The sequence below is a fragment of the Shinella sp. CPCC 101442 genome (assembly GCF_024704725.1).
Taxonomy (GTDB): Bacteria; Pseudomonadota; Alphaproteobacteria; order Rhizobiales; family Rhizobiaceae; genus Shinella.
Genome location: NZ_JALIQS010000003.1, coordinates 849,280 through 874,363 on the forward strand (window position 1 = coordinate 849,280; position 25,084 = coordinate 874,363).

General features: G+C 63.8%; 21 protein-coding genes. 12 read left to right on the plus strand and 9 right to left on the minus strand.

The window, feature by feature from the left end; genetic code table 11:
* The first annotated feature begins 100 nt into the window (after nucleotides 1-100).
* Entirely contained in the window at nucleotides 101-6,865 is a 6,765-nt protein-coding gene (locus tag MUO32_RS14610) for an S-layer family protein (protein WP_257949047.1), read from the plus strand.
* A 72-nt stretch (nucleotides 6,866-6,937) separates the two neighbouring features.
* On the opposite strand, the gene MUO32_RS14615 is transcribed toward MUO32_RS14610, so the two are convergent.
* A complete protein-coding gene (locus MUO32_RS14615) occupies nucleotides 6,938-7,339 on the minus strand; it encodes a hypothetical protein (RefSeq protein WP_257949048.1) in 402 nt (133 codons plus the stop codon).
* Between the two features lie 102 nt (nucleotides 7,340-7,441).
* Between MUO32_RS14615 and MUO32_RS14620 the strand changes: the two genes are divergently transcribed.
* Nucleotides 7,442-7,978: a glyoxalase superfamily protein gene (locus tag MUO32_RS14620; RefSeq protein WP_257949049.1), complete on the plus strand. Its 537-nt coding sequence runs from the start codon at nucleotides 7,442-7,444 to the stop codon at nucleotides 7,976-7,978.
* Between the two features lie 29 nt (nucleotides 7,979-8,007).
* On the opposite strand, the gene MUO32_RS14625 is transcribed toward MUO32_RS14620, so the two are convergent.
* Nucleotides 8,008-8,511: an N-acetyltransferase gene (locus MUO32_RS14625; protein ID WP_308311293.1), complete on the minus strand. Its 504-nt coding sequence runs from the start codon at nucleotides 8,509-8,511 to the stop codon at nucleotides 8,008-8,010.
* 289 nt (nucleotides 8,512-8,800) lie between these two features.
* On the opposite strand from MUO32_RS14625, the gene MUO32_RS14630 reads away from it, so the two are divergent.
* Complete coding sequence (locus MUO32_RS14630) at nucleotides 8,801-9,787, plus strand: glutathione S-transferase family protein (protein ID WP_257949051.1); 987 nt, start codon at nucleotides 8,801-8,803, stop codon at nucleotides 9,785-9,787.
* 3 nt (nucleotides 9,788-9,790) lie between these two features.
* On the opposite strand, the gene MUO32_RS14635 is transcribed toward MUO32_RS14630, so the two are convergent.
* On the minus strand, nucleotides 9,791-10,294 hold the full coding sequence (locus tag MUO32_RS14635; protein ID WP_257949052.1) for an NUDIX domain-containing protein: 504 nt from the start codon (nucleotides 10,292-10,294) through the stop codon (nucleotides 9,791-9,793).
* A gap of 111 nt (nucleotides 10,295-10,405) precedes the next feature.
* Here MUO32_RS14635 and MUO32_RS14640 point away from each other — a divergent pair, with 111 nt between their 5' ends.
* The 5 genes from MUO32_RS14640 to MUO32_RS14660 all read left to right on the plus strand — a co-directional run bounded on the left by MUO32_RS14640 (nucleotide 10,406) and on the right by MUO32_RS14660 (nucleotide 14,363).
* Nucleotides 10,406-11,308 (plus strand): metallophosphoesterase, encoded by a 903-nt coding sequence (locus MUO32_RS14640; protein ID WP_257949053.1) that lies wholly within the window; start codon nucleotides 10,406-10,408, stop codon nucleotides 11,306-11,308.
* Nucleotides 11,309-11,430: 122 nt separating this feature from the next.
* Nucleotides 11,431-12,057 carry a hypothetical protein gene (locus MUO32_RS14645; protein ID WP_257949054.1) on the plus strand — a complete coding sequence of 209 codons (627 nt, stop codon included), beginning with the start codon at nucleotides 11,431-11,433 and terminating at the stop codon, nucleotides 12,055-12,057.
* 193 nt (nucleotides 12,058-12,250) lie between these two features.
* The gene (locus MUO32_RS14650; RefSeq protein ID WP_257949055.1) at nucleotides 12,251-12,769 is read left to right on the plus strand and encodes an RNA polymerase sigma factor; all 519 of its coding nucleotides are present in this window, start codon (nucleotides 12,251-12,253) and stop codon (nucleotides 12,767-12,769) included.
* A 2-nt stretch (nucleotides 12,770-12,771) separates the two neighbouring features.
* The gene (locus MUO32_RS14655) at nucleotides 12,772-13,620 is read left to right on the plus strand and encodes an anti-sigma factor (protein WP_257949056.1); all 849 of its coding nucleotides are present in this window, start codon (nucleotides 12,772-12,774) and stop codon (nucleotides 13,618-13,620) included.
* Nucleotides 13,621-13,796: 176 nt separating this feature from the next.
* Complete coding sequence (locus tag MUO32_RS14660; protein ID WP_257949057.1) at nucleotides 13,797-14,363, plus strand: hypothetical protein; 567 nt, start codon at nucleotides 13,797-13,799, stop codon at nucleotides 14,361-14,363.
* A gap of 58 nt (nucleotides 14,364-14,421) precedes the next feature.
* On the opposite strand, the gene leuA is transcribed toward MUO32_RS14660, so the two are convergent.
* Nucleotides 14,422-16,131, minus strand: a complete 1,710-nt coding sequence (leuA, locus tag MUO32_RS14665) for a 2-isopropylmalate synthase (protein ID WP_257949058.1) — start codon at nucleotides 16,129-16,131, stop codon at nucleotides 14,422-14,424.
* 404 nt (nucleotides 16,132-16,535) lie between these two features.
* Here leuA and MUO32_RS14670 point away from each other — a divergent pair, with 404 nt between their 5' ends.
* Nucleotides 16,536-16,730, plus strand: a complete 195-nt coding sequence (locus tag MUO32_RS14670; protein WP_257949059.1) for a hypothetical protein — start codon at nucleotides 16,536-16,538, stop codon at nucleotides 16,728-16,730.
* Between the two features lie 51 nt (nucleotides 16,731-16,781).
* On the opposite strand, the gene MUO32_RS14675 is transcribed toward MUO32_RS14670, so the two are convergent.
* The 4 genes from MUO32_RS14675 to MUO32_RS14690 form a co-directional block, all read right to left on the minus strand.
* Nucleotides 16,782-17,360 carry an ATP-dependent Clp protease proteolytic subunit gene (locus tag MUO32_RS14675; protein WP_257949060.1) on the minus strand — a complete coding sequence of 193 codons (579 nt, stop codon included), beginning with the start codon at nucleotides 17,358-17,360 and terminating at the stop codon, nucleotides 16,782-16,784.
* A gap of 140 nt (nucleotides 17,361-17,500) precedes the next feature.
* A complete protein-coding gene (queF, locus tag MUO32_RS14680) occupies nucleotides 17,501-17,965 on the minus strand; it encodes a preQ(1) synthase (protein ID WP_257949061.1) in 465 nt (154 codons plus the stop codon).
* On the minus strand, nucleotides 17,962-18,879 hold the full coding sequence (locus tag MUO32_RS14685; RefSeq protein ID WP_257949062.1) for a cation diffusion facilitator family transporter: 918 nt from the start codon (nucleotides 18,877-18,879) through the stop codon (nucleotides 17,962-17,964). The genes queF and MUO32_RS14685 overlap by 4 nt, the downstream gene beginning before the upstream one ends.
* Before the next feature lie 131 nt (nucleotides 18,880-19,010).
* Nucleotides 19,011-21,200, minus strand: a complete 2,190-nt coding sequence (locus MUO32_RS14690) for an anthranilate synthase (RefSeq protein WP_257949063.1) — start codon at nucleotides 21,198-21,200, stop codon at nucleotides 19,011-19,013.
* Between the two features lie 391 nt (nucleotides 21,201-21,591).
* On the opposite strand from MUO32_RS14690, the gene MUO32_RS14695 reads away from it, so the two are divergent.
* The 3 genes from MUO32_RS14695 to MUO32_RS14705 all read left to right on the plus strand — a co-directional run bounded on the left by MUO32_RS14695 (nucleotide 21,592) and on the right by MUO32_RS14705 (nucleotide 23,334).
* Nucleotides 21,592-21,900 carry a hypothetical protein gene (locus MUO32_RS14695; protein ID WP_257949064.1) on the plus strand — a complete coding sequence of 103 codons (309 nt, stop codon included), beginning with the start codon at nucleotides 21,592-21,594 and terminating at the stop codon, nucleotides 21,898-21,900.
* A gap of 222 nt (nucleotides 21,901-22,122) precedes the next feature.
* Nucleotides 22,123-22,764 (plus strand): extensin family protein, encoded by a 642-nt coding sequence (locus tag MUO32_RS14700; protein WP_257949065.1) that lies wholly within the window; start codon nucleotides 22,123-22,125, stop codon nucleotides 22,762-22,764.
* A 63-nt stretch (nucleotides 22,765-22,827) separates the two neighbouring features.
* Entirely contained in the window at nucleotides 22,828-23,334 is a 507-nt protein-coding gene (locus MUO32_RS14705; RefSeq protein ID WP_257949066.1) for a DUF1993 family protein, read from the plus strand.
* A gap of 37 nt (nucleotides 23,335-23,371) precedes the next feature.
* Here MUO32_RS14705 and MUO32_RS14710 read toward each other — a convergent pair whose 3' ends face one another.
* On the minus strand, nucleotides 23,372-25,051 hold the full coding sequence (locus tag MUO32_RS14710; protein ID WP_257949068.1) for a formate--tetrahydrofolate ligase: 1,680 nt from the start codon (nucleotides 25,049-25,051) through the stop codon (nucleotides 23,372-23,374).
* Nucleotides 25,052-25,084: the final 33 nt, after the last annotated feature.

Below are 25,084 nucleotides of genomic sequence, written 5' to 3' on the forward strand. Positions count from 1 at the left end.
CCTGCAACTACAGGCTCGGGCAAGCTCATCCGTGTACCGGATAGGCTGCCCGAACGTGGATTTGTGTGTTTTTTCATCTCATTCTCTCAGGAATTTGCTTATGACGTCGATCGTTTCTTCCTTGAGCATCAATCAGATCAAGGCGCTTTCAACGGCAGCGATCAACAGCTGGACGACAGAGGATGTCGCCGCGCTTTCCACCGGACAGCTCAACGCCTTTTCCTCCAAGCAGATCGCCGCCCTGGAAGCAGAGGACATCGAGACACTCGATTCCCGCCAGCTGAGCGCCATTTCGCGGACCGCCATCATCGGCCTTACGCTGGAGCAACTCGGCGCCCTCGACCGGGCGATCAGCAGCCTGACGCCCACGCAGATCGCAGCCCTCAGCACCACGCAGATGAAGGCGCTCACGGAAGACCAGGCCGAGGCGCTGACATCGGCGCAGATACGGGTCCTCAGCGCCGCACAGCTTGCCGCCATGGACCCGCAGGATATCGCCACCTTCGCGACCGAGGACATGGCCGCAATCAGCTACAAGGCCGTGCAGGGCCTGAGCACCGCCGCCATCGCGCTATTTTCCGACGAGCAGATCAGCACGCTGAGCCTTCAGGCGCTTGCCGGCTTTTCGCAGGCGCAGACCGCGGCGATGACGCCGGAGCAGATCGCGGCCCTTTCGACCGCACAGGTAGCCCAGCTGAAGCCAGCGCAGATCGCCGCCCTCTCCACCGCCGCCGTCGCCGCCTTCTCCGAAACGCAGATTCCTGCCCTCAGCAGCAGCGCCATCACCGGTCTCAGCGCAGCGCAGATCCGCGCCCTCGGCACCGACCAGATCGAGGCCCTGACACCGGTCCAGACGAAGATGCTGACCGCGACACAGCTCACCGCGATGGGCTCGGATGGCGTCCTCACCTTCTCCTCGGCCGACATCGCCGCCCTTTCCGCCGGCGCTCTCCCCGGCATTACGACCGCTGCGATCGCCGCCCTTTCCAGCCAGCAGATCGCCGGCCTCACCGCAAAGACCATCGTTGGGCTCACCGCCGCGCAGATCGGCGCACTGACCGCTGAACAGGTGGGCGACCTGACATCCGCCCAGGTCCGCGCCATGAGCGCCGGGCAGCTTGCCGCCCTGTCTTCGGAGGATATCGCAGCCCTTTCCGACGAGAGCATTTCCGCCATCAGCGCCAAGGCACTGAAGGGCCTCGGCTCCGGTGCCATCGCGGCCCTTTCCGACGACCAGATTGCAGCCCTGTCGACCGCGCAGATCAACGCGCTGGAGCCCTGGCAGGTCGCCGCCCTGGGCACCGCCGGCATTGCCGAACTCAGCACCGCCCAGATCGCCGCCATGGCCCCGGGCTCGATCTCCGGCCTGACCTCGGCACAGATCGCCGCCCTCGACATGGACCAGTTGGAGGCCTTCACGCCGAATCAGGCACGGATGTTCAATTCCGCGCAGCTTTCTGCGCTCGATGCGGACACGATCGAAGCCTTCTCGACGATGGATATCGCCGCGTTCTCCGTGAACGCCATCGCCGGTCTCGGCACCTCGGCCATATCGGGCCTTTCCTCCGACCAGGTCGCGGCATTCAACGCAAAGGCGATTTCGGGCCTGACGACGGCGCAGATCAACACCCTGTCGGCCGATCAGGCCGAAGCGCTCACGGTGGTGCAGATCCGGGCGCTGACGGCCACCCAGGTCGGCGCCATCGACCCCTATACGTTCGAAGCCTTCACCAGCACGAAGATTGCAGCGCTCCAGCCGCTCGCCATGGTCGGCCTCGGTACGGATGCGCTTGCCGCCCTGACCACCGCCCAGATCGCCGCGATGACGCCCAGCCAGATCGCGGCGCTCAAGCCCTGGCAACTCGGCACGCTCGATGCGAGCCAGGCCGAGGCGCTGACGCCGGCGCAACTGCGCCTCCTCAGCGCAACCCAGCTCTCGGGTTTCGGCGCGGAGGCCCTGGAGACCTTCTCGACCGCCGATATCGCCGCCCTTGCTAACAAGTCGGTCGCCGGCCTCACGACCGATGCCGTCGCGGCACTTTCGACAGACCAGATTGCTGCCCTCGGCGCTGCGGCCTTCTCCAACCTGACGGCCGCGCAGGCCGGCGCCCTCAGCACCGAGCAGATCGGTGCGCTGTCGCCCCAGCAGATCGGCACGCTCAGCGCCGCGCAGCTTCGCGCGCTGGATCCGGACGGTTTCGCTTCGCTTTCCTCCGCCCATATCGCCGCAATCAACGGCAAGGCCATGGCGGCGTTGGGCACAGATGCCATCGCCAGTCTTTCCACCGACCAGATCGCCGCGCTCAGCACCGGCACGATCGCAAGCCTCACCGCCAAGCAGCTCGGCGCGATGAGCACGGCCCAGGCGGAGGCATTGACGTCGGCGCAGGTGCGCGCCTTGACCTCGAGCCAGATCACCGCGCTCGGCGGCGACAATATCGCGACCTTCTCGACCGCGGACCTCGCCGCGATCCACAGCAAGGCCATGCCGGGCCTTCCGACCGGCGCGCTCGCAGCCCTTTCGACCAGCGAGATCGGCGTCCTGACGACCGCCCAGATCGCCGGCCTCACCACGGCGCAGCTGGCCGCCATGGACCCCGAATTCGTCGGAGCGCTGACGACCGACCAGATCGCCGCGCTCAGCACCGGCGTCATCGCCAGCCTCAGCACCGCGCAGATCGCCGAACTGGACACCGCGCAGGCCGAAGCCCTCACATCGGCGCAGGTCCGCGCCCTCTCCTCCGCCCAGCTCGCGGAATTCAGCCCGCAGGAGATCGCAACCTTCTCCACGGCCGATATCGCGGCCATCACCAAGGCCGCTATCGGGCTCAGTGAAGGTGCGATCGCGGGCCTCTCGACCGCCCAGGCGGCGGCACTCAGCCGCAATGCGCTCGCCACCATGACGGCCGTGCAGATCGAGGCGCTGACGACCGCCCAGATCGCCGCCTTCACGACGGCGCAGATCGGCGCCCTCACCTCCGTTCAGGTCGCGGCCCTCGAACCTCAGGATATCCAGGTCCTCTCCACGGCCCAGATCGCCGCGCTCGCCAACCGCGCCCTTTCGGGCTTCACCCCGGGCACCATCGCCGGTCTCAGCTCCGATCAGATCGCGGCCATCAGCACCATCGCCATTTCCGGCCTCACCACCGATCAGATCGAAGCGCTGAACTCGACACAGGCAAGCCAGCTCTCCACCGCGCAGATCAAGGCGCTGACCGCCGCTCAGGTCGCAGCGCTCGGTGAAGACCTCGAAGCGCTCTCCAGCGCGCAGATCGCAAGCCTCAGCACAGCAGCCATTCCCGGCATGACCACCGGCCAGGTCGATGCGCTGACCGCGGCACAGATCGCCGCGCTTTCCACCGCACAGGTCGGCGCGCTGACCGCACTGCAGATCGCAGCCTTCAGCCCCGCCGAAGTCGCGGCCTTCACCACGGCGCAGATCGCGGCGCTGGGTGTCACCGGCATTCCGGGCCTCACCGGCGACCAGATCGAAGCCCTCAGCACCGGCCAGATCGGCGCGCTTTCCAGCCGTCAGATGGGCGCCCTCACCTCCGCGCAACTCGGCGCGATGGGCACCGAGAACCTGGCTGCCCTCACCACCGGCCAGATCGCAGGTCTCAATGCGGCAAGCATTCCCGGGCTCACTTCCGAACAGCTTGCCGTGCTCAGCACCAGCCAGGTCGAGGCGCTGAACGAAGCGCAGGTCGGTGTTCTCACCTCCGAGCAGATCAGCGAACTCGGCACGAACGACATCGCCACCTTCTCCACGAAGGACATCGCCGCGATCACCGCCAGTGCCATTGGCGGCCTGTCGGCGGCAAAGATCGCCTCGCTCTCCGTCGCCCAGATCGCAGCGCTCAGCACCGCCGCCATCGCCGCGATGACGACCGCGCAGATCGCCGCGCTTTCCACCAGCCAGGCGGAAGCCCTGACGAGCACGCAGGTCGCGGCGCTCGGCTCCACGCAGCTTGCGGCGCTTGGCGCGGATGACATCGCCACATTCTCGTCCAAGGACCTTGCGGCCATCCGCTCGGATGCGATCGGCGGTATTTCGACGTCGACGCTCGCCGCCCTCTCGACCGCGCAGATCGCCGCATTCGGCTCGGCCGGCATCAGCGGCCTGACTGCCCGCCAGCTCGCCGCACTCGGCACGGCACAGGCCGAGGCGCTGACCAGCACCCAGATTGCGGCCCTCTCCTCCACCCAGCTTGCCGCCCTCTCCTCCGATGCGATCGCCACCTTCTCGACGCGGGAAATCTCCGTCATCGGCTCCGATGCGGTGGCCGGTCTCTCGACCGCATCGATCGGCGCCCTCTCCACCGGCCAGATCGCGGCCCTCAGCTCCATGGCCATCGGCGGCCTGTTGCCGCGACAGATCGCGGCGCTCAGCAGCGACCAGCTCGATGCCATGACGCCCGCGCAGATGCGCGCGCTCGGCGCCCGCCAGATCGCCTCGCTCGGAACCGAATATATCGCGGCCCTTTCGACGGCGCAGATCGCCGCCCTCTCGACGACCGCGATTTCCGGCCTTTCCGCAGACCAGATCGGCGCCATGACCACGGCTCAGGCCGAAGCGCTCACCAGCGCGCAGGTCGGTGCGCTGACCTCGCGCCAGATCGCCGCCCTCGGCATGGATGACCTCGACACGTTCTCGGTCGCCGACATGGCCGCGATCAGCTCCAGCGCCATGTCCGGCCTGTCGACCGGCATGCTCGCCTCGCTGACGACAAGCCAGATCGCCGCCCTCGGCCCGGCCGGCCTCTCCGGCATGACGAGCGAGCAGATCGGCGCGCTCAGCAGCACGCAGGTCGCGGCCCTCACCACGGCGCAGATCGGCGGCCTGGGCTCCAGGCAGGTGGCCGGCCTTGCCACGGAAGACATTGCGGCCCTTTCACCCGCGCAGATCGCCGCGCTCGGCACGGGCGGCATTGCCGGCCTGACGACCGCGCAGATCGCTGTACTCTCGACCGCGCAGGCGGAAGCGCTGACGAGCACGCAGATCGCCGCGTTCAAATCGACGCAGATCGGCGCCTTCCACACCGATACGATCGAGACCTTCACCGCGCACGAAATGAGCATGATCGGCTCCAGCGCGGTCGCCGGCCTCTCGACGGCGATGATCGCGGTGCTGACCACCGCCCAGATCGCCGCTCTCGACGGTGCGGGCCTGACGAGCGCACAAGTCAACGCGCTGAACTCCAGCCAGCTGGAAGCACTGACCACGACCCAGCTCGCCGCTTTCGGCTCCACGCAGGTCGGTGCGCTCGGCACCGATGACATCGCGCTGCTTTCACCCGCACAGATCGCCGCCATCGGCACGGCCGGCGTCGCCGCGCTTTCGACCGGCCAGGTCGCGGCGCTGGCACCGGATCAGGCCGAGGCCCTGACCAGCACGCAGGTCGCAGCCCTCAACTCCACGCAGATCGGCGCGTTCAGCACGGACGACCTCGCGCTGTTTTCGACCGACGACATGGCCGCGATCAGCTCGCGCGCCATTTCCGGCCTGTCGACATCGGCGCTCCACGCACTGACCGAAAGCCAGATCGCGGCGATGAGCCCGGCCGGCATTTCCGGCCTTGCCAGCGACCAGATCGCAGCGCTGAGCATCGATCAGGTCGAGGCGCTGACGAGCGCGCAGGTCGGTGCACTCACCGCCCGCCAGCTTTCCGCCTTCACCGCCGATCAGCTGCGTACCTTCTCAACTGCCGATATGGGTGCTATCAGCTCGATCGCCATGTCGGGCCTGCCAGCCTCGATCCTGTCTGGCTTCTCCGCCGAGCAGATTGCTGCGCTGAGCCCGGCCGGTTTCTCCGGTCTTTCGACCAGCCAGATCAACGCCCTGAGCACGAGCCAGATCGCCGGCCTGTCCACGCTGCAGCTCGCGGCTCTCGGCTCGCGCCAGATCGGCGCGCTCGGCGTCGATGACATCGCGGCCCTGACCGCAGCGCAGATCGGCGCCTTCAGTGCAAACGGCATTGCCGGCCTCACCGGCTCGCAGGCTGCCGCACTCACGGTGGAACAGGTCGAAGCGCTGTCCTCCACGCAGGTCGCCTCGCTCAGCTCCACGGCGCTGGCAGGCCTCTCGACACAGGCGCTCGATACGTTCTCACTGGACAAGCTCTCGGCGATCGGCTCCTCCGCCATCCGCGGCCTGCCGGCCGGCTATCTCTCGACGCTTTCCGACGCGGAGATCGAAGCCCTCGGCACGGCGGCGATCTCCGGCCTCACCAGCGCCCAGGTCGGCGCGCTCAGCGTCGAACAGCTGGAAGCCTTCTCGGTCGCGCAGATCGGTGCGCTCAGCGTCTCCGGCCTCGCCGGCCTGACGACCGCGCAGATGCAGACCATCTCCGCCGAAGAGCTGGCCGCCATCACCCCCGCGGCCATCAAGGGTCTCTCTTCCGCCGCGATGGGTTCGCTGTCCACGGAGAGCGTCGCGACACTTAGCAAGACCCAGCTTGCCGCGCTGAGCTACAGCCAGATGGCCGCGCTGAGCGCCACCCAGGTCGGCGCGCTTTCGGCCGATCAGGTCGGCGCGCTGACGGCAACGCAGGCTGCGGCGCTGGGGGCCGACGACTTCGGCAGCTTCTCGGTCGACCACATCCTGGCGCTCAGCTCCAACGCCATTTCCGGCCTCAGCACGGCAACGCTTGCCGGCCTCACTTCCGAGCAGGCGGGCGCCTTCACGCCCGGCCAGCTGGCGGCAATGACCTCGTCGCAGACCAGCGCCCTGTCGCAGGCCGGCTCCGGCGGCGCCTCGGTACAGAGCTTCTCGTTCACCGACACGTCGGGGACATCGGCGGGAACGGAGAGCAGTTCGGGCGACGACGAGATCGCCTCGATCATCTCGTCCTATCTCGCCATCTGACGCTTCCGGGCCGAAAACCAAAAAGCCCCTCTCATCCGAGAGGGGCTTTTCATTTGATGATACATCCTGCGGTCAGGACGGATTGTATGTCGGGAAACCGCTGCAATTGCCGTTCACCACCCGGCGGCAATCCCGCGGCCGGTAGAGCCGTTTGTAGCCGCCCTGCTCTGCGCGTAAACGCTGCTTGCGCTGATGCTCCCGAAGCTGCGTTTGCGAGCTGGAATAGTGGACGCCGTCGTCCCGTGGTGCGCCGGTCGTGCAGCCGGCCATGCCGAAAGCGCTTGCCAGAGCAATGGCCGCGACGTTGAAAAGAACGGTTTTCCTGCGCATCCGATCCTCATGCTTCTTGCCCTTCCATACCATGTTCCCGGCCGGCAATGAATGGCTGAGGCCACTTTTCAAAGCGCCGTTCACCGCGCTATAGTCCTGCCACGGCCGGAGGCGGCCGGCAGACCCGCGCTTTTCCAGAAGCATGGCGAACGCCTCCAGAAGAACCTTTCTCCACCGTTCATCGTGGGCGAAGGCGTCGGCAATGCGGGCACTGACGAAGACTTCGCCGTAACGAGAGGAACGGATATGCGTGACTATCGCGACGCCAAAACCATGGCAAAAGCCCTTCGGGAATCCCTTGCCGCCCGCAATACCGAGATCACCCACAGCGAAGCGCTGGAGATCGTCGCCCGCCAGTTCGGCGTGGAGACCTGGAACATCCTGTCCGCAAGGATCGAGACGAAGCCGGAGCCGGCCGGCGTCTCCTTCGAACAGGCGGTTCCGATCGTGCGCATTTTCGACGTGCCGAAGGCGCATGAATTCTATCTGGGTTTCCTGGGGTTCTCCGTCGATTGGGAACACCGCTACGGCGACAACTTCCCGCTCTATACGCAGATTTCCCGTGGGGACCTGCGGCTGCATCTGTCGGAGCATGCCGGCGACGCCACGCCGGGCGGCAACATGGTCGTCTACATGAAAGGCATCCGCGCCTTCCAGAAGGAGCTGATCGGCAAGGACTACCGCTACATGAAGCCGGGCCTGGAAGATGAAGGCACACGGCTGGAGGTGACGGTCATCGATCCCTTCCAGAACCGCATCCGCTTCATGGAGCACAAGGAATAGCAGTTAACCGACGAGGGGTTCGCCCCTCGTCACTCCGCCCGCCAGGCGATGATGCCCTTCAGCCGCGCGTGCGTGTCCTGCGCAAAAGGCATGACGAGCACACGGGCGGGATCGACCGGGCCGGGGAAGGCCAGCGCATTCCACGCAACCTTTTCGAAGCCGAGCGGCCCGTAATAGGGCGGATCGCCGACAAGCACGACGGCTTCCGAGCCCTTGCGCTTGGCGGCGGCGCAGGCGATGGCGAGCAGTTCGCGCCCGATGCCCCGGTTCTTGTGCGACGGCCGCACCGCGAGAGGACCGAGCAGATGCGCCTTCACGCCGCCGGCCAGAACCGGCGTCATGCGAACGGACGCGATCGTCTCGCCGTCATCCGTGCAGACGAAGGAGAGCGACAGGTCGTGCGGCCCCTGCTCGCGGATGCGTGCGGCGGCGCGAACATGCCGTCCGGGACCGAAGGCTTCTTCGTTGATATGTTCGATGGCGTCGTCGTGGGAGGCATCTTCCGTCAGGTAGACGATGTCGTGCTTGAGCATGTTCATGGATCAGGGAACCGGGATACGAAGCTGGGGATGCGGGTTATCGCGCCGCCGCCGAAGGGGGCGCAGCAGGAGCATCAGCGTCGTCGTGGGCTTCCCGTATAGAACATGCCTATCGTCTTCCTCGCCGGCTTGAGCGCCGGTGCTGGTCTGCGCGGATAGCAGAAATTTTCCTTCTGTCAAAGAGCAAAACGCACCGTTCACTAAAAAGCGCCTATCCAGCCATCCCCCATGCGCTATCTATGACCGCACGTTCAGGCCGCGATCGGCGGCAAAGGAGATCATCATGGGCATGCTCGTTGACGGCGTCTGGCACGACGTTTGGTACGATACGAAGGAGACGAAGGGCCATTTCAAGCGTTCCGTCTCGCAGTTCCGCAACTGGATCACGCCTGAGGGCGCCGCCGGCCCGACCGGCGAAGCCGGTTTTGCGGCCGAAGCCGGCCGCTACCATCTCTATGTCTCCTATGCCTGTCCCTGGGCGCACCGCACGCTGATCTTCCGCAAGCTGAAGAAGCTCGAGGATTTCATCACCGTCTCGGTCGTCGATCCGCTGATGCTGGCCAAGGGGTGGGAATTCAAGGGCGAGAACGACGGCACGCTCGATCCGCTGTTTAACGCCTCGGCCCTCTACGAGGTCTATCTCAAGGCCGATCCGCACTATTCCGGCCGCGTCACCGTGCCCGTGCTCTGGGACAAGAAGCAGAACCGCATGGTCTCCAACGAATCGGCAGAGATCATCCGCATGTTCAACTCGGCCTTCGATCACCTGACCGGCTCACGCGACGATTTCTATCCGGAAATCCTGCGCGCCGAAATCGATGCGCTCAACGACACGATCTACGACAACGTCAACAACGGCGTCTACAAGGCGGGCTTCGCGACGACGCAGGAAGCCTATGAAGGCAGCGTGACGAAGCTGTTCGAGACGCTGGACAGCCTCGAAGACCGGCTTTCGACGAAGCGCTACCTTACTGGCGACCGCCTTACCGAGGCCGACTGGCGGCTCTTCACCACGCTGGTGCGCTTCGACCCGGTCTATGTCGGCCATTTCAAGTGCAACATCCGCCGCATCGCCGACTATCCGAACCTCTACGGCTATCTGCGCGAGCTCTACCAGATGGAAGGCGTCGCCGAGACGGTGAACATGCGTCACATCAAGGAGCACTATTACCGCAGCCACACGATGATCAATCCGACGGGTGTCGTGCCTGTCGGCCCGGATAGTCATCTGGACACGCCACATGGCCGGGAGCAGTTGAAGGCGGCCTGATCGCTACCAACAATCCGCGAACGGCGCCCGCCCGGCGATTTCCTCCAGCCGCCGGCGGGTGGCCGCTGTGGTCGTAGCCGGCAGCGCGTCGAGCGCGAAGAAACCGGCTTCGACGATTTCGTGGTCCTTCAGGCGTGGTTCGGCCTGCGTGACGCCATCGCATCGATAGAGCAGGACGTGATCGCGCCGGCTGGTCTGCTTGTTGAAATAGACCTGCAGAAGCTGCGGCGGTGCGCCGAGCGCGAGGTTTCCCTCCTCCCGGATTTCCTTGGCGACAGCTTCCAGCGCCGTCTCCCCCCGCTCGATGCCGCCGCCCGGCAAATGCCAGCCGGGCACATAGCTGTGACGCACCAGGAAGACGCGACCCGCTTCGTCGAAGCAGGCAGCACGCACCCCCATCGTCATGCCCCGGGCAAGCGCGAAATAGACATGCGCGATGCGCGTCAGGGCCCGTGCTGCAAGGTTGCGGGTCGGCGGCGAAGCGTGCTGCGGCTTGTCCTGTTCCATTCCGGCACTTCGCCGGAACCCTAGGGTCAAATCAAGCCTTGCGGCAGGAACGTTCAGGAATATCCACCCGCTTCACGTTTCCCTGCACGGCCATATGCTCTAAGGAGGGGTATGTTCAGACTTGCCCACATATCGGACGTGCATCTCGGTCCGCTGCCCGCCCTCACCTTCCTCGAGCTTTTCTCCAAACGGATCACCGGTTTCGTCAACTGGCACCGCAATCGTCGGCGCCATCTTTTTGCCAATACGCTGGACATCGTGCTCGACGATATCGAGCGGCGTGACCCGGACCATCTGGCGATTACCGGCGACCTCGTGAACCTCGCCTCTTCACTGGAAATCTCCGCGGTCAAGAAATGGCTGCCGGAAGCGGGCACGCCGGAACATGTCTCGGTTGTTCCAGGCAATCACGACGCCTATGTGCGCGGCGCCTATGAAAAGACCACGCGAGCCTGGTACCCCTATATGCGCGGCGATGCCGCACCGGCGGAATGGGAGGAAGACAAACATGTCTTTCCCTATCTGCGCATTCGCGGACAGGTCGCGATCATCGGCTGCTCGACGGCCGTCGCCACCCCGCCCTTTTCCGCATCGGGTTACTTCGGCAGCCGCCAGGCGCGCGAAACCGTCAACCTGCTGCGCGCGACCGGCGAAGCCGGGCTCTTTCGGGTCGTGATGATCCATCATCCGCCGATCCGCGGTGCGACCTCGTTCCACAAGCGCATGATCGGCATCCGCCGCTTCGCCGCGACGATTTCCACCGGTGGCGCCGAGCTCGTGCTGCATGGCCATACCCACCTCAACACCGTGCACTGGCTCGCCGGCCAGACCGGGCAGGTGCCGGTCGTCGGCATCGCCTCCGCCTCGCAGGGCCCGGGCGGCCACAAACCGCCGGCCGGCTACAATCTCTTCACGATTTCGGGCGCGCCGGGAAACTGGAACCTTCTGCGCGAACGCTACGCGCTGACGCAGGACGGCCTTGCGCTGACCCTTGCGGAAACCACGCGCTTCTGACGTTTTACGCGAATAAATTCGCTCTTACATCCGTATTCCCTTCTCAGAGCGGCCTGCCAAAAGCAGGTCGCTCCGAGACGCACGGCATCCGGCAGATTCCGATCGAGAGGGAACCCACGACCATGCTCCGCCACACCATGCTGCTTTCGTTCTGCGCTGCGGTCTCCCTGACGGCGCTTTCGGCTGCCCGCGCGGCCGATTCCGACACCACCACGCCGCCGGTCGCGACCGAAACGACGACGACCTGCACCGACGGCAAGATCTGGAACGAGGAAAAGAAGGAATGCGTCGCGCCCGAGGACATGAAGCCCGCCGACGCCAAACCCGTAGAGAGCACGCCGACCGACGGCAAGGCCAAGACGGAAGAGCAGAAGAAGACCGAGCGCGAGATCGACGACAAGCTCTATACGGCCGCCCGTGAGTTTGCCTATGCCGGCCAGCATGAGAATGCGCTGAGAGCACTGCGCGCCGCCTACAATCAGGAGGACCCGCGCATCCTCAACTACATGGGCTACAACACCCGCAAGCTCGGCAACATCGAGCTCGGCATGACCTACTACAAGCGCGCGCTGCAGAAGGACGAGAACTACATCCTCGCCCGCTCCTATATGGGCCAGGCCCTGATCGAACAGGGTGACACCGAGGGCGCCCGCGTCCAGCTCGTCGAGATCCGCGACCGCGGCGGCGAAAACACATGGGCCTATCGGGCCCTTCTCCAGTCGCTCGGCGGCGAGCGAACCACCTACTGACAGGCCATCGGGCGCCGTTCGAAAACGGGACGGCGCCGGCCAGGATACCATCAATCGTTGAGGAACGCGGGAAACTGCGCTCCAGGATGCCGTTCATGCTTGCAGACCCAAGGAAGAATGTTTCATATCAGGCGGTCGCTTCCCCTAGGGAAGCGAATAGAGTTTTGATCCCGAACGTTTCCTTGGAAAAGCAATGCGTCCGACGGCAGAATCGAATGAGTTCCGGCGAGAATTGGTCAATTTGCTGCCAAAATTGCGCCGTTTTGCCATGACGCTGACGCGCAACAGCAGCGACGCGGACGATCTCGTGCAGGAGGCTTGCGAAAGAGCCATCACGCGGAGTCATCTCTGGAACGGGGAAGGCCGGCTGGAAAGCTGGGTTTATGCCATGACGCGCAATCTGTGGGTGGACGAAATCCGCAAGCGAAAGGTCCGCACAGGGTCAGGCACGGTAGATGTCGCTGAACAGGATACTCTTCACATCGAGGCATCGGCCGACAAGGCGATCTATGCCAAGCAGTTGCACAAGTTGATCATGACCATGCCCGAGGGCCTTTCCAGCGTCTTTCTTCTGGTGAATGTGGAAGGCCACAGCTATCGCGAAGCCGCCGATATTCTCGGCATTCCGATCGGCACCGTGATGAGCCGGCTTTCGGCGGCCCGTATCCGGCTCGCGGCCATGATCTCCGAACAGACGGAAAGGAGGGCCTGAGCGTGGAAAGCACACAGGGTCTCCCGATCGAAGTGCGGCTATCGGCCTATCTTGACGGCCAGCTTCCCCAAGCGGAAATGAACGAAATCGACGACATCCTCGCGCAGAACGACGATGCGCGCGGGGTATTCGAAAAACTGAAGCTCGGCAGCGAGTTCGGCGCCCGTGCCTTCGACAGGATGCTGCAGGAACCGATCCCGCTCGATCTCGTGCGCAACATCAAGGAAGCCCGCACCAGCGAAGACGATGCGCCGAAACTCGGCATCGCCGGCATTCCCGTCGCGGCCACGCCCGCGCCGCGCCGCAGCACGTTCTGGCCGCAGGCCCTTGCCGCGTCGCTTGCGATTTTCATGGCGGGCGGTGTCGCCGGTTATCTCATCTCGGAACAGCAGGATAGCGACGGACCGATCCAGATCGCCGCCGCACCCCGGACCTGGCTGGACGATATCGCGGACTATCATCGCATCTATGCGCGCCAGACGCGCCACCTCGTGGAAGTACCGGCGAGCGACAAGGATCACATCGTGGAGTGGCTGTCGGCGAGCACCGGCGTTGCTTTCACCCTGCCCGACCTTACCGCGCAGAACCTCACCTTCGAGGGTGCGCGCCTGCTGGTCGCCGGCGGTAAGCCGACGGCGCAGCTGCTCTACCGCGACGCCGAAAACGAAATTTTCGCCATCTGTTTCCTGCAGAGCGACCCGGTCGAGGGCAAGACGGCGCTTGCCGAAAGCATGCGCAACGATATCGGCCTCGTCTCGTGGCAGCGGGGCAATGCCTCCTTCGTCGTGGTCGGCCCGTCGGCGGATCCGAACCTCGAGCGCATCGCCGAAGTGGTTTCCACGAGCATCTAAGGCCTCCAGGCTCCGCGCAGAGACCGGCCGCCCGCGTTCATCGCCAGGGCAGCGGTCTCCTTTCTCCTCTCACTCCCAACAATGGCCAAGCGTGAGCGCGCATCCGGCCCTTTCCGCCACTTGTGGTCGCCGTGTCGAATCGGCGATGAGAGACCGGGACATTTCGGGAGAATTCGATGAGCGAAGCGTTCGGCTTCATGTTCGCCTTTTACGGGCTGCTGCTCGGCCTTGCCGTCGTCGAAGTCGCCTCCGGCTTCTCGCGCGCCTATGACGAACGACAACAGCGCAGGATCGGCATTGTCGCCCCGCTTTTCGGCCTGTTGCTCCTCGTCGATCTCATCACGTTCTGGATGAATGCCTGGGCCTATCGCGAGATGGCCGACGTCAACTACATGATCGCCTATGCCGTGGCGGTGGTCGCCCTGCTCTACTATTTCGCCGCCACCCAGGTTTTCCCGAAGGCGACGGAAAAGGATACGCTCGACAGCCACATCATGGAGCACCGGCGCGTGGTGGTGTTCTGCGTGCTCGGCAGCAACCTGATGACCCAGATCCCGCCGGCAATCTCCGCGATCACCACGCCGTGGCCGCTCCCGGATTTCGCGCTCTGGATCACCCTCAACCTGATCTATTACGGGCTGCTCATCGCCGCCGCCTTCGCGAAAAGCAAAACCGTCGTGATAACGGTCGTCGCCATGGCCATTGTCTATGTCCTCGGCGCGACGGCCATCTTCGCCGGCTAAAATAGAAAAGGCCCGGCAGAAGCGCTGCCGGGCCTTTTCTCTTGGATCAGTGGAGTGATCAGCCGCGCGTTGCGAGCACACGGTTGGCGGCCGAAACGATGGCTTCCAGCGAGGCCGTCACGATGTTCGTGTTGATGCCGACGCCGAACAGCTTGCCGCCCGGATGCACCACCTCGACATAGGCGATGGCCGCCGCGTTCGAGCCCTGCTGGAGCGAGTGTTCCGAGTAGTCGGCAACAGACATCTCGACGCCGAGATAGATCGACAGCGCGTTGATGAAGCCGTCGATCGGGCCGGTACCCTTGCCCTCGATGCGCTTCGTCTCGCCGCCATCGGTCACTTCCGCTGCGACGATGCGCGAGCCCTTCTGGCCGGATTCGTCCGGATAGGTGTGGTGATCGACGAAGCGGATGCGCGTGCCGGGCTGCGTGACGTACCGTTCCATGAAGCTCTCATGGATGCGCTTGGCCGGCACCTCGACGCCTTCTTCGTCCGTGATGCGCTGGATTTCGTCGCGGAACTCGACCTGCAGGTTGCGCGGCAGGTTGATGCCGTAGTCTTCCTGCAGGATATAGGCGATGCCGCCCTTGCCGGACTGCGAGTTGATGCGGATGATCGCCTCGTAGGAACGGCCGACATCCTGCGGGTCGATCGGCAGATAGGGCACTTCCCACAAGGGCTTGTTGGCCTTCTTGATGGCCTTCATGCCCTTGTTGATGGCGTCCTGGTGCGACCCCGAGAAGGCGGTATAGACCAGCTCGCCGACATAGGGGTGACGCTCCGGAATGGCCATTTCGTTGGAATATTCATAGACCGACTTGATGCGCTCGATATCGGAGCAGTCGAGCTTGGGATCGACGCCCTGCGTGTACATGTTCAAGGCCAGCGTGACGACGTCGACATTGCCGGTGCGCTCGCCATTGCCGAACAGCGTGCCTTCGACACGGTCCGCGCCCGCCATCAGGCCCAGTTCCGTGGCGGCGATGCCGGTACCGCGGTCATTGTGCGGATGCAGCGAGATGATGACGTTCTCGCGGTTGTCGATGTTGCGGCACATCCATTCGATCTGGTCGGCATAGATGTTCGGCGTCGCCATCTCGACGGTGGAGGGCAGGTTCAGGATCAGCTTGTTGTCCGCCGTCGGCTTCACGATCTCGACGACCGCGTTGCAGATCTCCAGCGCCACTTCCAGTTCCGTGCCGGTGAAGCTTTCCGGCGAATACTCGAACCGGTAGCCGCCGCCGGCCTTGGCGGCCATGTCGGTGATCATCTTGGCGGCGTCGGTCGCGATCTGCTTGATGCCGTGGACGTCCTTGGCGAAGACCACGCGGCGCTGCAATTCACTGGTCGAATTGTAGAAATGGATGATCGGGTTATGCGCGCCTTCCAGCGCCTCGAAGGTGCGGGTGATCAGTTCCGGGCGGCACTGCACCAGAACCTGCAGCGACACGTCCTTGGGCACGTTGCCCTGCTCGACGCACCAGCGGGCGAAATCGAAGTCGGTCTGCGAGGCCGAGGGGAAGCCGATCTCGATTTCCTTGAAGCCCATGTCGAGCAACAGCTGGAACATGCGGGCCTTGCGGTCGTGGCCCATCGGGTTGATCAGCGACTGGTTGCCGTCGCGCAGGTCCACCGAACACCAGATCGGCGCCTTGTCGATGACCTTGCCCGGCCAGGTGCGGTCGGGAATGTTGATCGTCGGATAGGCCTGATACTTGGCGGCGGCCTCGGGCATGCCCTGCTTGGGGGAATGGGTCTTCAAAATCATCGCTTCGTCTCTTCGTCGTCCCGGCATTCGCGAGAAGGTCTTAGCGCAAGGATGGGCGCTTGGCGACGGCGAATGCACCGGAATTCATGCATTGGGGGTGAAACGAGGAGCTATTGCCGGGTGGGCCTTATCGGCCGCCGGGCGCTCCTCAACGAACCCGGCAACCGCGTGTAAGGCCGAGAAGAAGAAGCGAGGAGAAGCCGCGCGAACGCTCGGCGACAGCTGCGCTGCCACGAGAAACCCGTTCGATGATGTGTGCGCTGGTCTTCAACATGATGCCGTCTATACCGGCGGGACGGTGAAAGCGCAAGCACCCGCTGCCTGAAACTTCCGCGGCCGGTGCGTCGTTCATCAAAAGACACAATTGACGTCAACAATGAAAACACGCAGTCTGGGAGACAACCATGCGCTATTTTCCCATTTTTCTCTTCGCCCTTCTCGCCGGATGCATGACACCGCCCTCGCCCCAGACGATCGCGGACAATGCCTATTGCACCCGCCTCTACGGTGCGATCAGCGATTACAAGACCCAGTGCCTCTACGAGCGCTCGATCGGCAACAACGATCCGCGCGATCCGTTCTCGCGCCGCAAGCAATAAAAAACCCTCCGCCAACGGCGGAGGGTTTTTTATGTCTGCGCTGCGGGCCGCTTAGATATCGGCCTGCGAGGTCACGATGCGCGAAACGAGGCCGTAGCCCTTGGCTTCCTCGGCGGAGAGCCAGTAGTCGCGGTCGGTATCCTTGGCGATCTTTTCGATCGGCTGGCCGGTAGCGTCGGCGAAGATCCTGTTCAGGCGCTCGTTCATCTTGATGATTTCACGGGCCTGGATTTCGATATCCGATGCCATGCCGCGGGTGCCGCCCGACGGTTGATGCAGCAGGAAGCGGGTGTTCGGCAGGCAAAGGCGCTGTTCCTTCGGCACCGCGACATAGATCAGCGCACCGGCGGAGGCGACCCAGCCCGTACCGATCATCCAGACCTTCGGCTTGATGAACTTGATCATGTCATGGATCGAATCGCCCGATTCGACATGGCCGCCCGGCGAATTGACGTAGATGCGGATGTCCTCGTCGCTGGCGGCGGCAAGCGCCACGAGCTGCGAGCAGACCTTCTGCGCCAGTTCCTGGTTGATCGGCCCATAGATGAAGATCGAACGCGACTTGAAAAGGTTCGCCTCCGTTTCCTTGCCCAGGGGCAGTTCCGTCTTCTTGTCGTCCTCGTCGCTCATCCAAAGTCTCCGGATTTGTCGTCAGAATAGTCCTGTCGCTGTCAGATAATGCGACTCACTGGCCAAGACAATGCAACAAAACCGATAGAGGGCGATAGAGCCCGCCCGCGAGACTGGAAAACAGGGTAAATGCGTGCCCCTCACCCGCGTCCACGATAAGGCTGCACACCCTGCTCGGGAATCCAGGCACCCGCAGGCGCAGCCCCGGTCTGCCAGAACACATCGATCGGGATGCCGCCGCGTGGATACCAGTAGGCGCCGATGCGCAGCCATTTCGGTTCCAGCAGGCCGACGAGCCGCTTGGCGATGTCGATGGTGCAGTCCTCATGGAAGGCGCCGTGGTTGCGGAAGGAATGCAGGTAGAGCTTCAGCGACTTCGATTCGACCAGCCAGCCGTTCGGGATGTAATCGATGACGATATGCGCGAAATCCGGCTGGCCGGTCATCGGGCAGAGCGAGGTGAACTCCGGTGCGGTGAAACGCACCACGAAATCCGTGCCGGCATGGCTGCTCGGCACCCGTTCCAGCACGGCTGTGTCCGGATCGGCGGGAAGATCGACCGTCTGCCCGAGCTGGGAGAGGCCTGAAACGTCGGTCTTGCTCATCGTGCGATCCTCTCGATCTTGACCCTGATGCCATGCGCCTTTTCGGTTTCCGGCTCGACATGGATGGCGATCTGCGCGCCGGGCTGCACCGCCACAATAGCGTCCTCCAGCCGGTCGCAAATCTCGTGCGCCTGCCCGACCGGCATCGCCGCCGGCACGACGAGGTGGAAATCGACGAAGGTCGCCGACCCTGCCCGCCGGGTCTTCAGGTCGTGCACGCCGAGCGAACCCGTGCCATTGGCGGCGATAGCGGCCTGAATGGCCTCCGCTTCGCCCGGCTCGACCGCATGATCCATCAGGCCATCAACAGAATGGGTGATGACCTTCCAGCCCTGATAGAGAATGTTGAGCGCAACGAGCACCGCCAGCAAGGGATCGAGCACCGCATACCCCGTCACAATCGCCAGGACGAGACCGACGAGCACGCCGGCCGAAGTGACGACATCGGACAAGATATGTTGCCCGTCCGCCGAAAGGGCCGGCGAGCGGTAGCGGCGACCGGCACGGATGAGCACATAGGCCCAGGCGGCATTGATGGCGCCCGCGGCGAAATTGATCGCAAGGCCGAGCAACGGCGCCTCCATCGGCGCCGGTGCGAAGATAGCGGGCAGAGCCGCCTTCACGATCAGCAGCGCCGCGATGACGATCAGCACGCCCTCGAGAACCGCCGAAAGATACTCTGCCTTGTGGTGGCCGAAAGGGTGGGTCGTGTCGGCGGGCCGCGCCGCATAGCTGATCGCCGCAAACGCCACGATGGCGGCCACCACGTTGACGCTCGATTCCATGCCGTCGGACAGGAGCGCCACCGAGCCTGTCACCCACCAGGCGACGAGTTTCAGTCCCATCACGCCCAGCGACAAGGGGATGCTCCAAAGCGCCAGGCGCTTGACCGTGCTGCTATCCGAATTTTCCATAAAGCTCTCCATGCGCATGCAAACGAGTTGCAAAAAGCCTGGTCCATCAACGCAAAACCGCGCGCACGGGGACGTGCACGCGGTTTTCTCTTGCGCTCGATATCGGTCAGTTCGACCGATTTGTCAAAGCCTCAGGCGGCTTTTACCTTCGCTTTCTTGGAGAGATGCGCCACCACGTTCTCGATCATGCGCATACCGGCATCCTGGCCGAGGGTCATGATCGATTCCGGGTGGAACTGCACCGCGGCGACTGGCTCGCTTGTATGTTCGATGCCCATGATCGTGCCGTCCTCGCTTTCCGCCGTGATGATGAAGTCACGCGGCAGGGTCGACGGGTCGGCGAAGATCGAATGGTAGCGGCCGACGGTCACTTCCTTGCCGAGGCCGGAGAAGACGATGCCGGGCTCCAGCACGCGGATGCGCGAGGGTTTGCCGTGCATGGGAACGGCAAGCTGGCGCAGGTCGCCGCCATAGGCTTCCGCCAGCGCCTGCAGGCCGAGGCAGACGCCGAAGATCGGCAGGTTGCGGGCACGCGCCTTCTTGATCGTCGCCTTGCAGTCGAAATCCTTCGGGCTACCGGGACCGGGCGACAGTACGACGAGATCGGGCTTGATCCGATCGAAGATCTCCTCCGGCACGGGTGTTCGCACGGTCGTCACATCGGCGCCGGTCTGGCGGAAATAGTTGGCGAGCGTGTGGACGAAACTGTCCTCGTGATCGACCAGCAGGATATTGACCCCGGCGCCGACGGACGCGACGTCGCGCTGCACCTTGGCGGAATTGCCGGACTTGGCGTCCCGGATGGCTGCGATCATGGCGGAGGCCTTCAGTTCGGTTTCGGCTTCTTCTTCTTCCGGGTTGGAATCATAGAGCAGGGTCGCCCCGGCGCGGACTTCGGCAATGCCATCCTTGATGCGGATGGTGCGTAGCGTCAGCCCCGTGTTCATGTCGCCATTGAAGCCGACCATGCCGATCGCCCCACCATACCATGCCCGCGGGCTCTTCTCATGCGCCTCGATGAAACGCATCGCCCAGAGTTTGGGCGCACCGGTGACGGTGACGGCCCAGGCATGCGAGAGGAAGCCGTCGAAGGCATCCATGTCGTCGCGAAGGCGGCCTTCGATATGGTCGACCGTGTGGATGAGACGGGAATACATCTCGATCTGGCGACGGCCGATGACTTTGACGGAACCCGGTTCGCAGACGCGGCTCTTGTCGTTGCGGTCGACGTCCGAGCACATGGTAAGCTCGGATTCATCCTTCTTCGAGTTGAGCAGTTTCAGGATCTGTTCCGAGTCGGCAATCGGGTCGTCGCCGCGCTTGATCGTGCCAGAGATCGGGCAGGTCTCGATGCGGCGGCCCGACACGCGCACGAACATTTCCGGCGACGCGCCGACGAGATATTCCTGATTGCCGAGATTGATGAAGAACGAATAGGGCGACGGATTGATCGCCTTGAGGCGGCGCGAGATTTCCGAGGGCTTGCTTTCGCAGCGTTCGAAGAACTTCTGGCCGGGCACGACTTCGAAGAGGTCGCCGCGCCGGAAGCTTTCCTTCGCCTTGACGACCAGCTCGGCATATTCGCCGGGGCGGTGGTCGCCATGCGGCGGGATGACGTCAACGGTCTGGAACGGTTCGGGCGCGATGGTCTCGCCCTTGCCTTCCGTGGAAAGACCGTCCTTGGCAAAGTCGTAGCGATCGATCCAGGCCTTGGCGGCATAGTGGTCGACGACGAGGATTTCGTCCGGCAGGAAGAGCACCATATCACGCTGGTCTTCCGGACGCGTGAGCTTCAAGTCGATCGCATCGAACTGGAAAGCGAGGTCGTAGCCGAAGGCGCCGTAGAGGCCGAGGCTGGCATCCTGGTCGGAATGGAAAAGATCGGTCACGGCGCGCAGCACGGTGAAGACCGTCGGCATCTTCGAGCGCTCCTCCTCGGTGAAGACCCGGTCGGGCAGCTTCACGTCGAGGTCGAGCCGGCTTGAGGTGCGTGCGCCGAGCTTCAGCTCAGAAACATCAGCCAGGCGATCGGCGATGAAGGCGAGAAGCACCTCGCCACGGGCATTGTAGGCTTCGATCCAGACGGAACGGCCAAACGAGGAGATGCCGAGCGGCGGATCGACGACGGCGGTATCCCAGCGGGTGTAGCGCCCCGGATATTCGTAGTTTGACGAGAAGACCGCACCGCGCCGCTCGTCGAGCTTGTCGATATAGGCGGAGATCGCATTCGCATAGTCCGCTGCGCGGCGGCGGCGGATGACGGTCACGCCGCCCTTGGTTTCGTAGGCTTCGCCGCCGTCTTCCAGAATTCTCGTCGCCATTCCCCAACTCCGTTTCAGGCCCGGTCTTCGGAAGGCGGCCAAAAACAAAAAAGCCGCCTCGAAGGTTCCGGGCGGCTTGTCGTCTCAATCACGCATGACTGGTCAAGGCCGCCTCAGCGAGCCCACCACCAACCAGCGATGTTGACCATCTTTTCCATGGGCCGAAGTGTTAGCGTGAAGTACGGCGGCACGCAAGAGCCATTGCGGGATTGGCCAGCCTTGCGGGAAATTGCGGCGATGCGGCCTCTGTCTTTGCCAATCCTGCGTAAGGTGAGATCACCGCGCAACAAATTGTCAAGTTCGCGAAATTCGCCATGTCCAGAGATTTGCCCACTGCTTGAGCACGTGCTAATCCCCGCCGCTTGAAACATTAGAATCAAGGCAAATACCCATGGTCGCCGTCATGGTAGAAGAGTTCCGTGAAATGCAGCGTCAGCTCGCGAGCACGCTGGAAGCGTACGAGACCCCCGAGTTCAAGCGGCTCGACAGCCGGATCGCGCGCGTCTTCGACGCGATCTACCGGCATGAGCCGCAGACATCGGAGGAAGCCCGCACCATGACCCGCTTCTTCCTCGACCTCATCGGCGACAACGACGCCGGGGACAATATCCACCTGATCGAAAAGCTGCGCACGATCGTCGACGACTGCGCGACGCGCGGCAATCGTTCGATGGAAATCGCGCACGGCGCCGGTATCTAGTCGACCTGCGGCAACCAATTTGGCCGCCCCGCGTTTCCCTGCCGACCTTGTCAGCCGGGAGACCGACCCATCACATACCGCCGCGCCCTCCTCCTTGTCCTCACCATCCCTTTCCTCGCCAGCGCCGCCGAGTTGCCGAAGGAGGGTCCCCTTCCCGCATCCCGTCCGGAACGGAAAGCCGAGGAAAAGAGCAAGGATGCCGAAAAAACACCGGATGCGACGGTGAAAGCGGACATTGAGCGCAAGGCGAAGGACGAAGCGAAGGCTGAGGCTGAAGCGGAAAAGGCGCGGGCACGTCCGCATGAGGATTCCACGGCGGAAGCCGCCTGCCGGTCGGACCTCAAGACCCTCGGCGTCACCTTCGAGGAGGCGCCGGTCGTCAACGACGGCAAGGCTTGCGGCATCGACAGGCCGGTTTTGCTCAAGGCGCTCCCGGGCGGCGTGAAGGTAGAGCCGGAAGCGACGGTGCGTTGCGACACGGCCCGGCAACTGGCCCGCTGGCTGGATGGATCGGTGAAACCCTCTCTCGATGCGGCGATGCCCGGCGAGACGATCGCCGCACTCTCGCAGGCCTCCGCCTATGTCTGCAAGAACCGCAACGGCGCCGAAGAAGGCAAGATCTCCGAGCACGCCTTCGGCAATGCCCTCGACATCGCGGGTTTCACGCTGAAGAGCGGCAAGACGATCACGATCCGCCCGGCCGACAAGGAGCCGACGCTGGAGGGCGCCTTCCAGCGCGCCATCACCGAGGCCGCCTGCCTCTATTTCACGACCGTGCTCGATCCCGGCAGCGATGCGGCACATCAGAACCATCTGCATCTCGATGTGAAGGAACGGCGTGGCGGCTATCGCTACTGCTGGTAAGGCGGCGGCGCCCTTCCTATCTGTAGCGCGGTACTCGCCACTCCTCCGTCAAAGGGCCTTCCCATGTCGATTTCCGCCTACGAACTCTCCATCCCCACGCTCCAGCGCGGTTTTGCCGTGCTGACGAAATTGCTCGACAAGGCGGAAGCCTTCGCCGACGAAAAGAAGATCAAGCCGGAAATCCTGGTGAATGCACGCCTCGCACCCGACATGCTGTCTCTCGCCGGCCAGATCCAGCGCCTGAGCGACACCGCCAAGGGTGCCGCCGCCCGTCTCACCGGCACCGAGGCGCCGAGCTTTCCAGACGACGAGGTGACGCTCTCGCACCTGCGCGCGCGGATCGCGAAGACGACGGACTACCTCGCCTCCGTGCCGGAATCCGCCTTCGAGGGCGCAGCCGAGCGCACCGTCACGCTCAAGACGCGCGGTGGCGAAGTCAGCTCTTCCGGCAAGGACTACATCCTCGGCTTCGTGCTGCCGAACTTCTATTTCCACCTGACGACCGCCTACGCGATCCTGCGCCACAACGGCGTCGCCGTCGGCAAGCTGGATTTCCTCGGCCGCACGTAAAGGCAATGAAAGGGGCGCCGCGGCGCCCCTTGTCTTCTCAGAACAGGCCTTCGATATAGCCCTGCTCGTTGAGATAGATCTTTTCCGACGACGGCACTTTCGGCAGACCCGGCATGGTCATGATCTCGCCGGTGATGACGACGACGAAGCCGGCGCCGGCCGACAGCCTGACTTCGCGCACCGGAACCGTATGGCCCGAAGGCGCACCACGCAGATTGGGGTCCGTCGAGAAGGAATACTGTGTCTTGGCCATGCAGACCGGAAGATCGCCGTAGCCCTGATCTTCCCAGACGCGCAGCTGGTCACGCACCGACTTGTCGGCGATGACCTCGCCGGCATGGTAGATATCCTTGGCGATCGTCTCGATCTTCTGGAACAGCGGCATCGCATCCGGATAGAGCGGCGAGAACTGCGACAGGCCGGATTCGGCAAGCTCGACGATCTTGTGGGCGAGATCCTCAATACCGGCGGAACCCTGCGCCCAGTGCCTGCAGAGGATCGCCTCGGCGCCGAGCGTCGCGACATAATCCTTCACCGCCTGGATTTCCGCATCCGTATCGGAAACGAAGTGATTGATGGCGACGACGACGGGCACGCCGAATTTCTTGACGTTCTGCACATGGCGGCCAAGGTTCGCGCATCCCTTCTTCACCGCATCGACATTCTCCTTGCCGAGCTCGTCCTTCTTGATGCCGCCATTCATCTTCATGGCGCGCACGGTCGCGACAATGACGGCCGCATCCGGCTTCAGCCCAGCCTTGCGGCACTTGATGTCGAAGAACTTTTCAGCCCCGAGATCCGCACCAAAGCCCGCTTCCGTCACCACGTAGTCGGCAAGCTTCAGCGCCGTGGTGGTGGCGATGACGGAGTTGCAGCCATGCGCGATATTGGCGAAGGGGCCGCCATGCACGAAGGCCGGATTGTTCTCCAGCGTCTGCACGAGGTTCGGCTGCATCGCGTCCTTCAGAAGCACCGTCATCGCGCCGTCCGCCTTGATATCGCGGGCAAAGACAGGCGACTTATCGCGGCGATAGCCGATGATGATGTTGCCGAGGCGCTTTTCGAGATCCTTCAGGTCCGTCGCAAGGCACAGGATCGCCATGACCTCCGAGGCGACCGTGATGTCGAAGCCCGTCTCGCGCGGATAGCCGTTGGCAACGCCGCCGAGTGAAGCAACGATCTGGCGCAGCGCCCGGTCGTTCATGTCCATGACGCGCCGCCAGGCGATGCGGCGGATATCGATATTCTGCTCGTTGCCCCAGTAGATATGATTGTCGATCAGCGCCGACAGCAGGTTATGCGCCGAGGTGATGGCATGGAAGTCGCCGGTGAAGTGGAGGTTCATGTCCTCCATCGGCACGACCTGCGCATAGCCGCCGCCAGCCGCCCCGCCTTTCACGCCGAAGCAGGGGCCGAGCGAGGCCTCGCGAATACAGGTGACTGCCTTCTTGCCGATCCGGTTCAGGCCGTCGCCCAGGCCGACCGTCGTCGTCGTCTTGCCCTCGCCGGCCGGCGTCGGGTTGATCGCGGTGACGAGGATCAGCTTGCCGTTCTTCTTGCCCTTCTGCTCGGCGATGAACTCGGCGCTGATCTTCGCCTTGTCATGGCCATAGGGCAGCAGGTGTTCGGCGGGAATGCCGAGTTTTGCACCGATCTCCAGGATCGGCCTCTTGTTTGCGGCGCGGGCAATTTCGATATCGGACTTCACGTCGGCCATGCGGTGTCGCTCCCTCTTAAGCAATTTGCAACC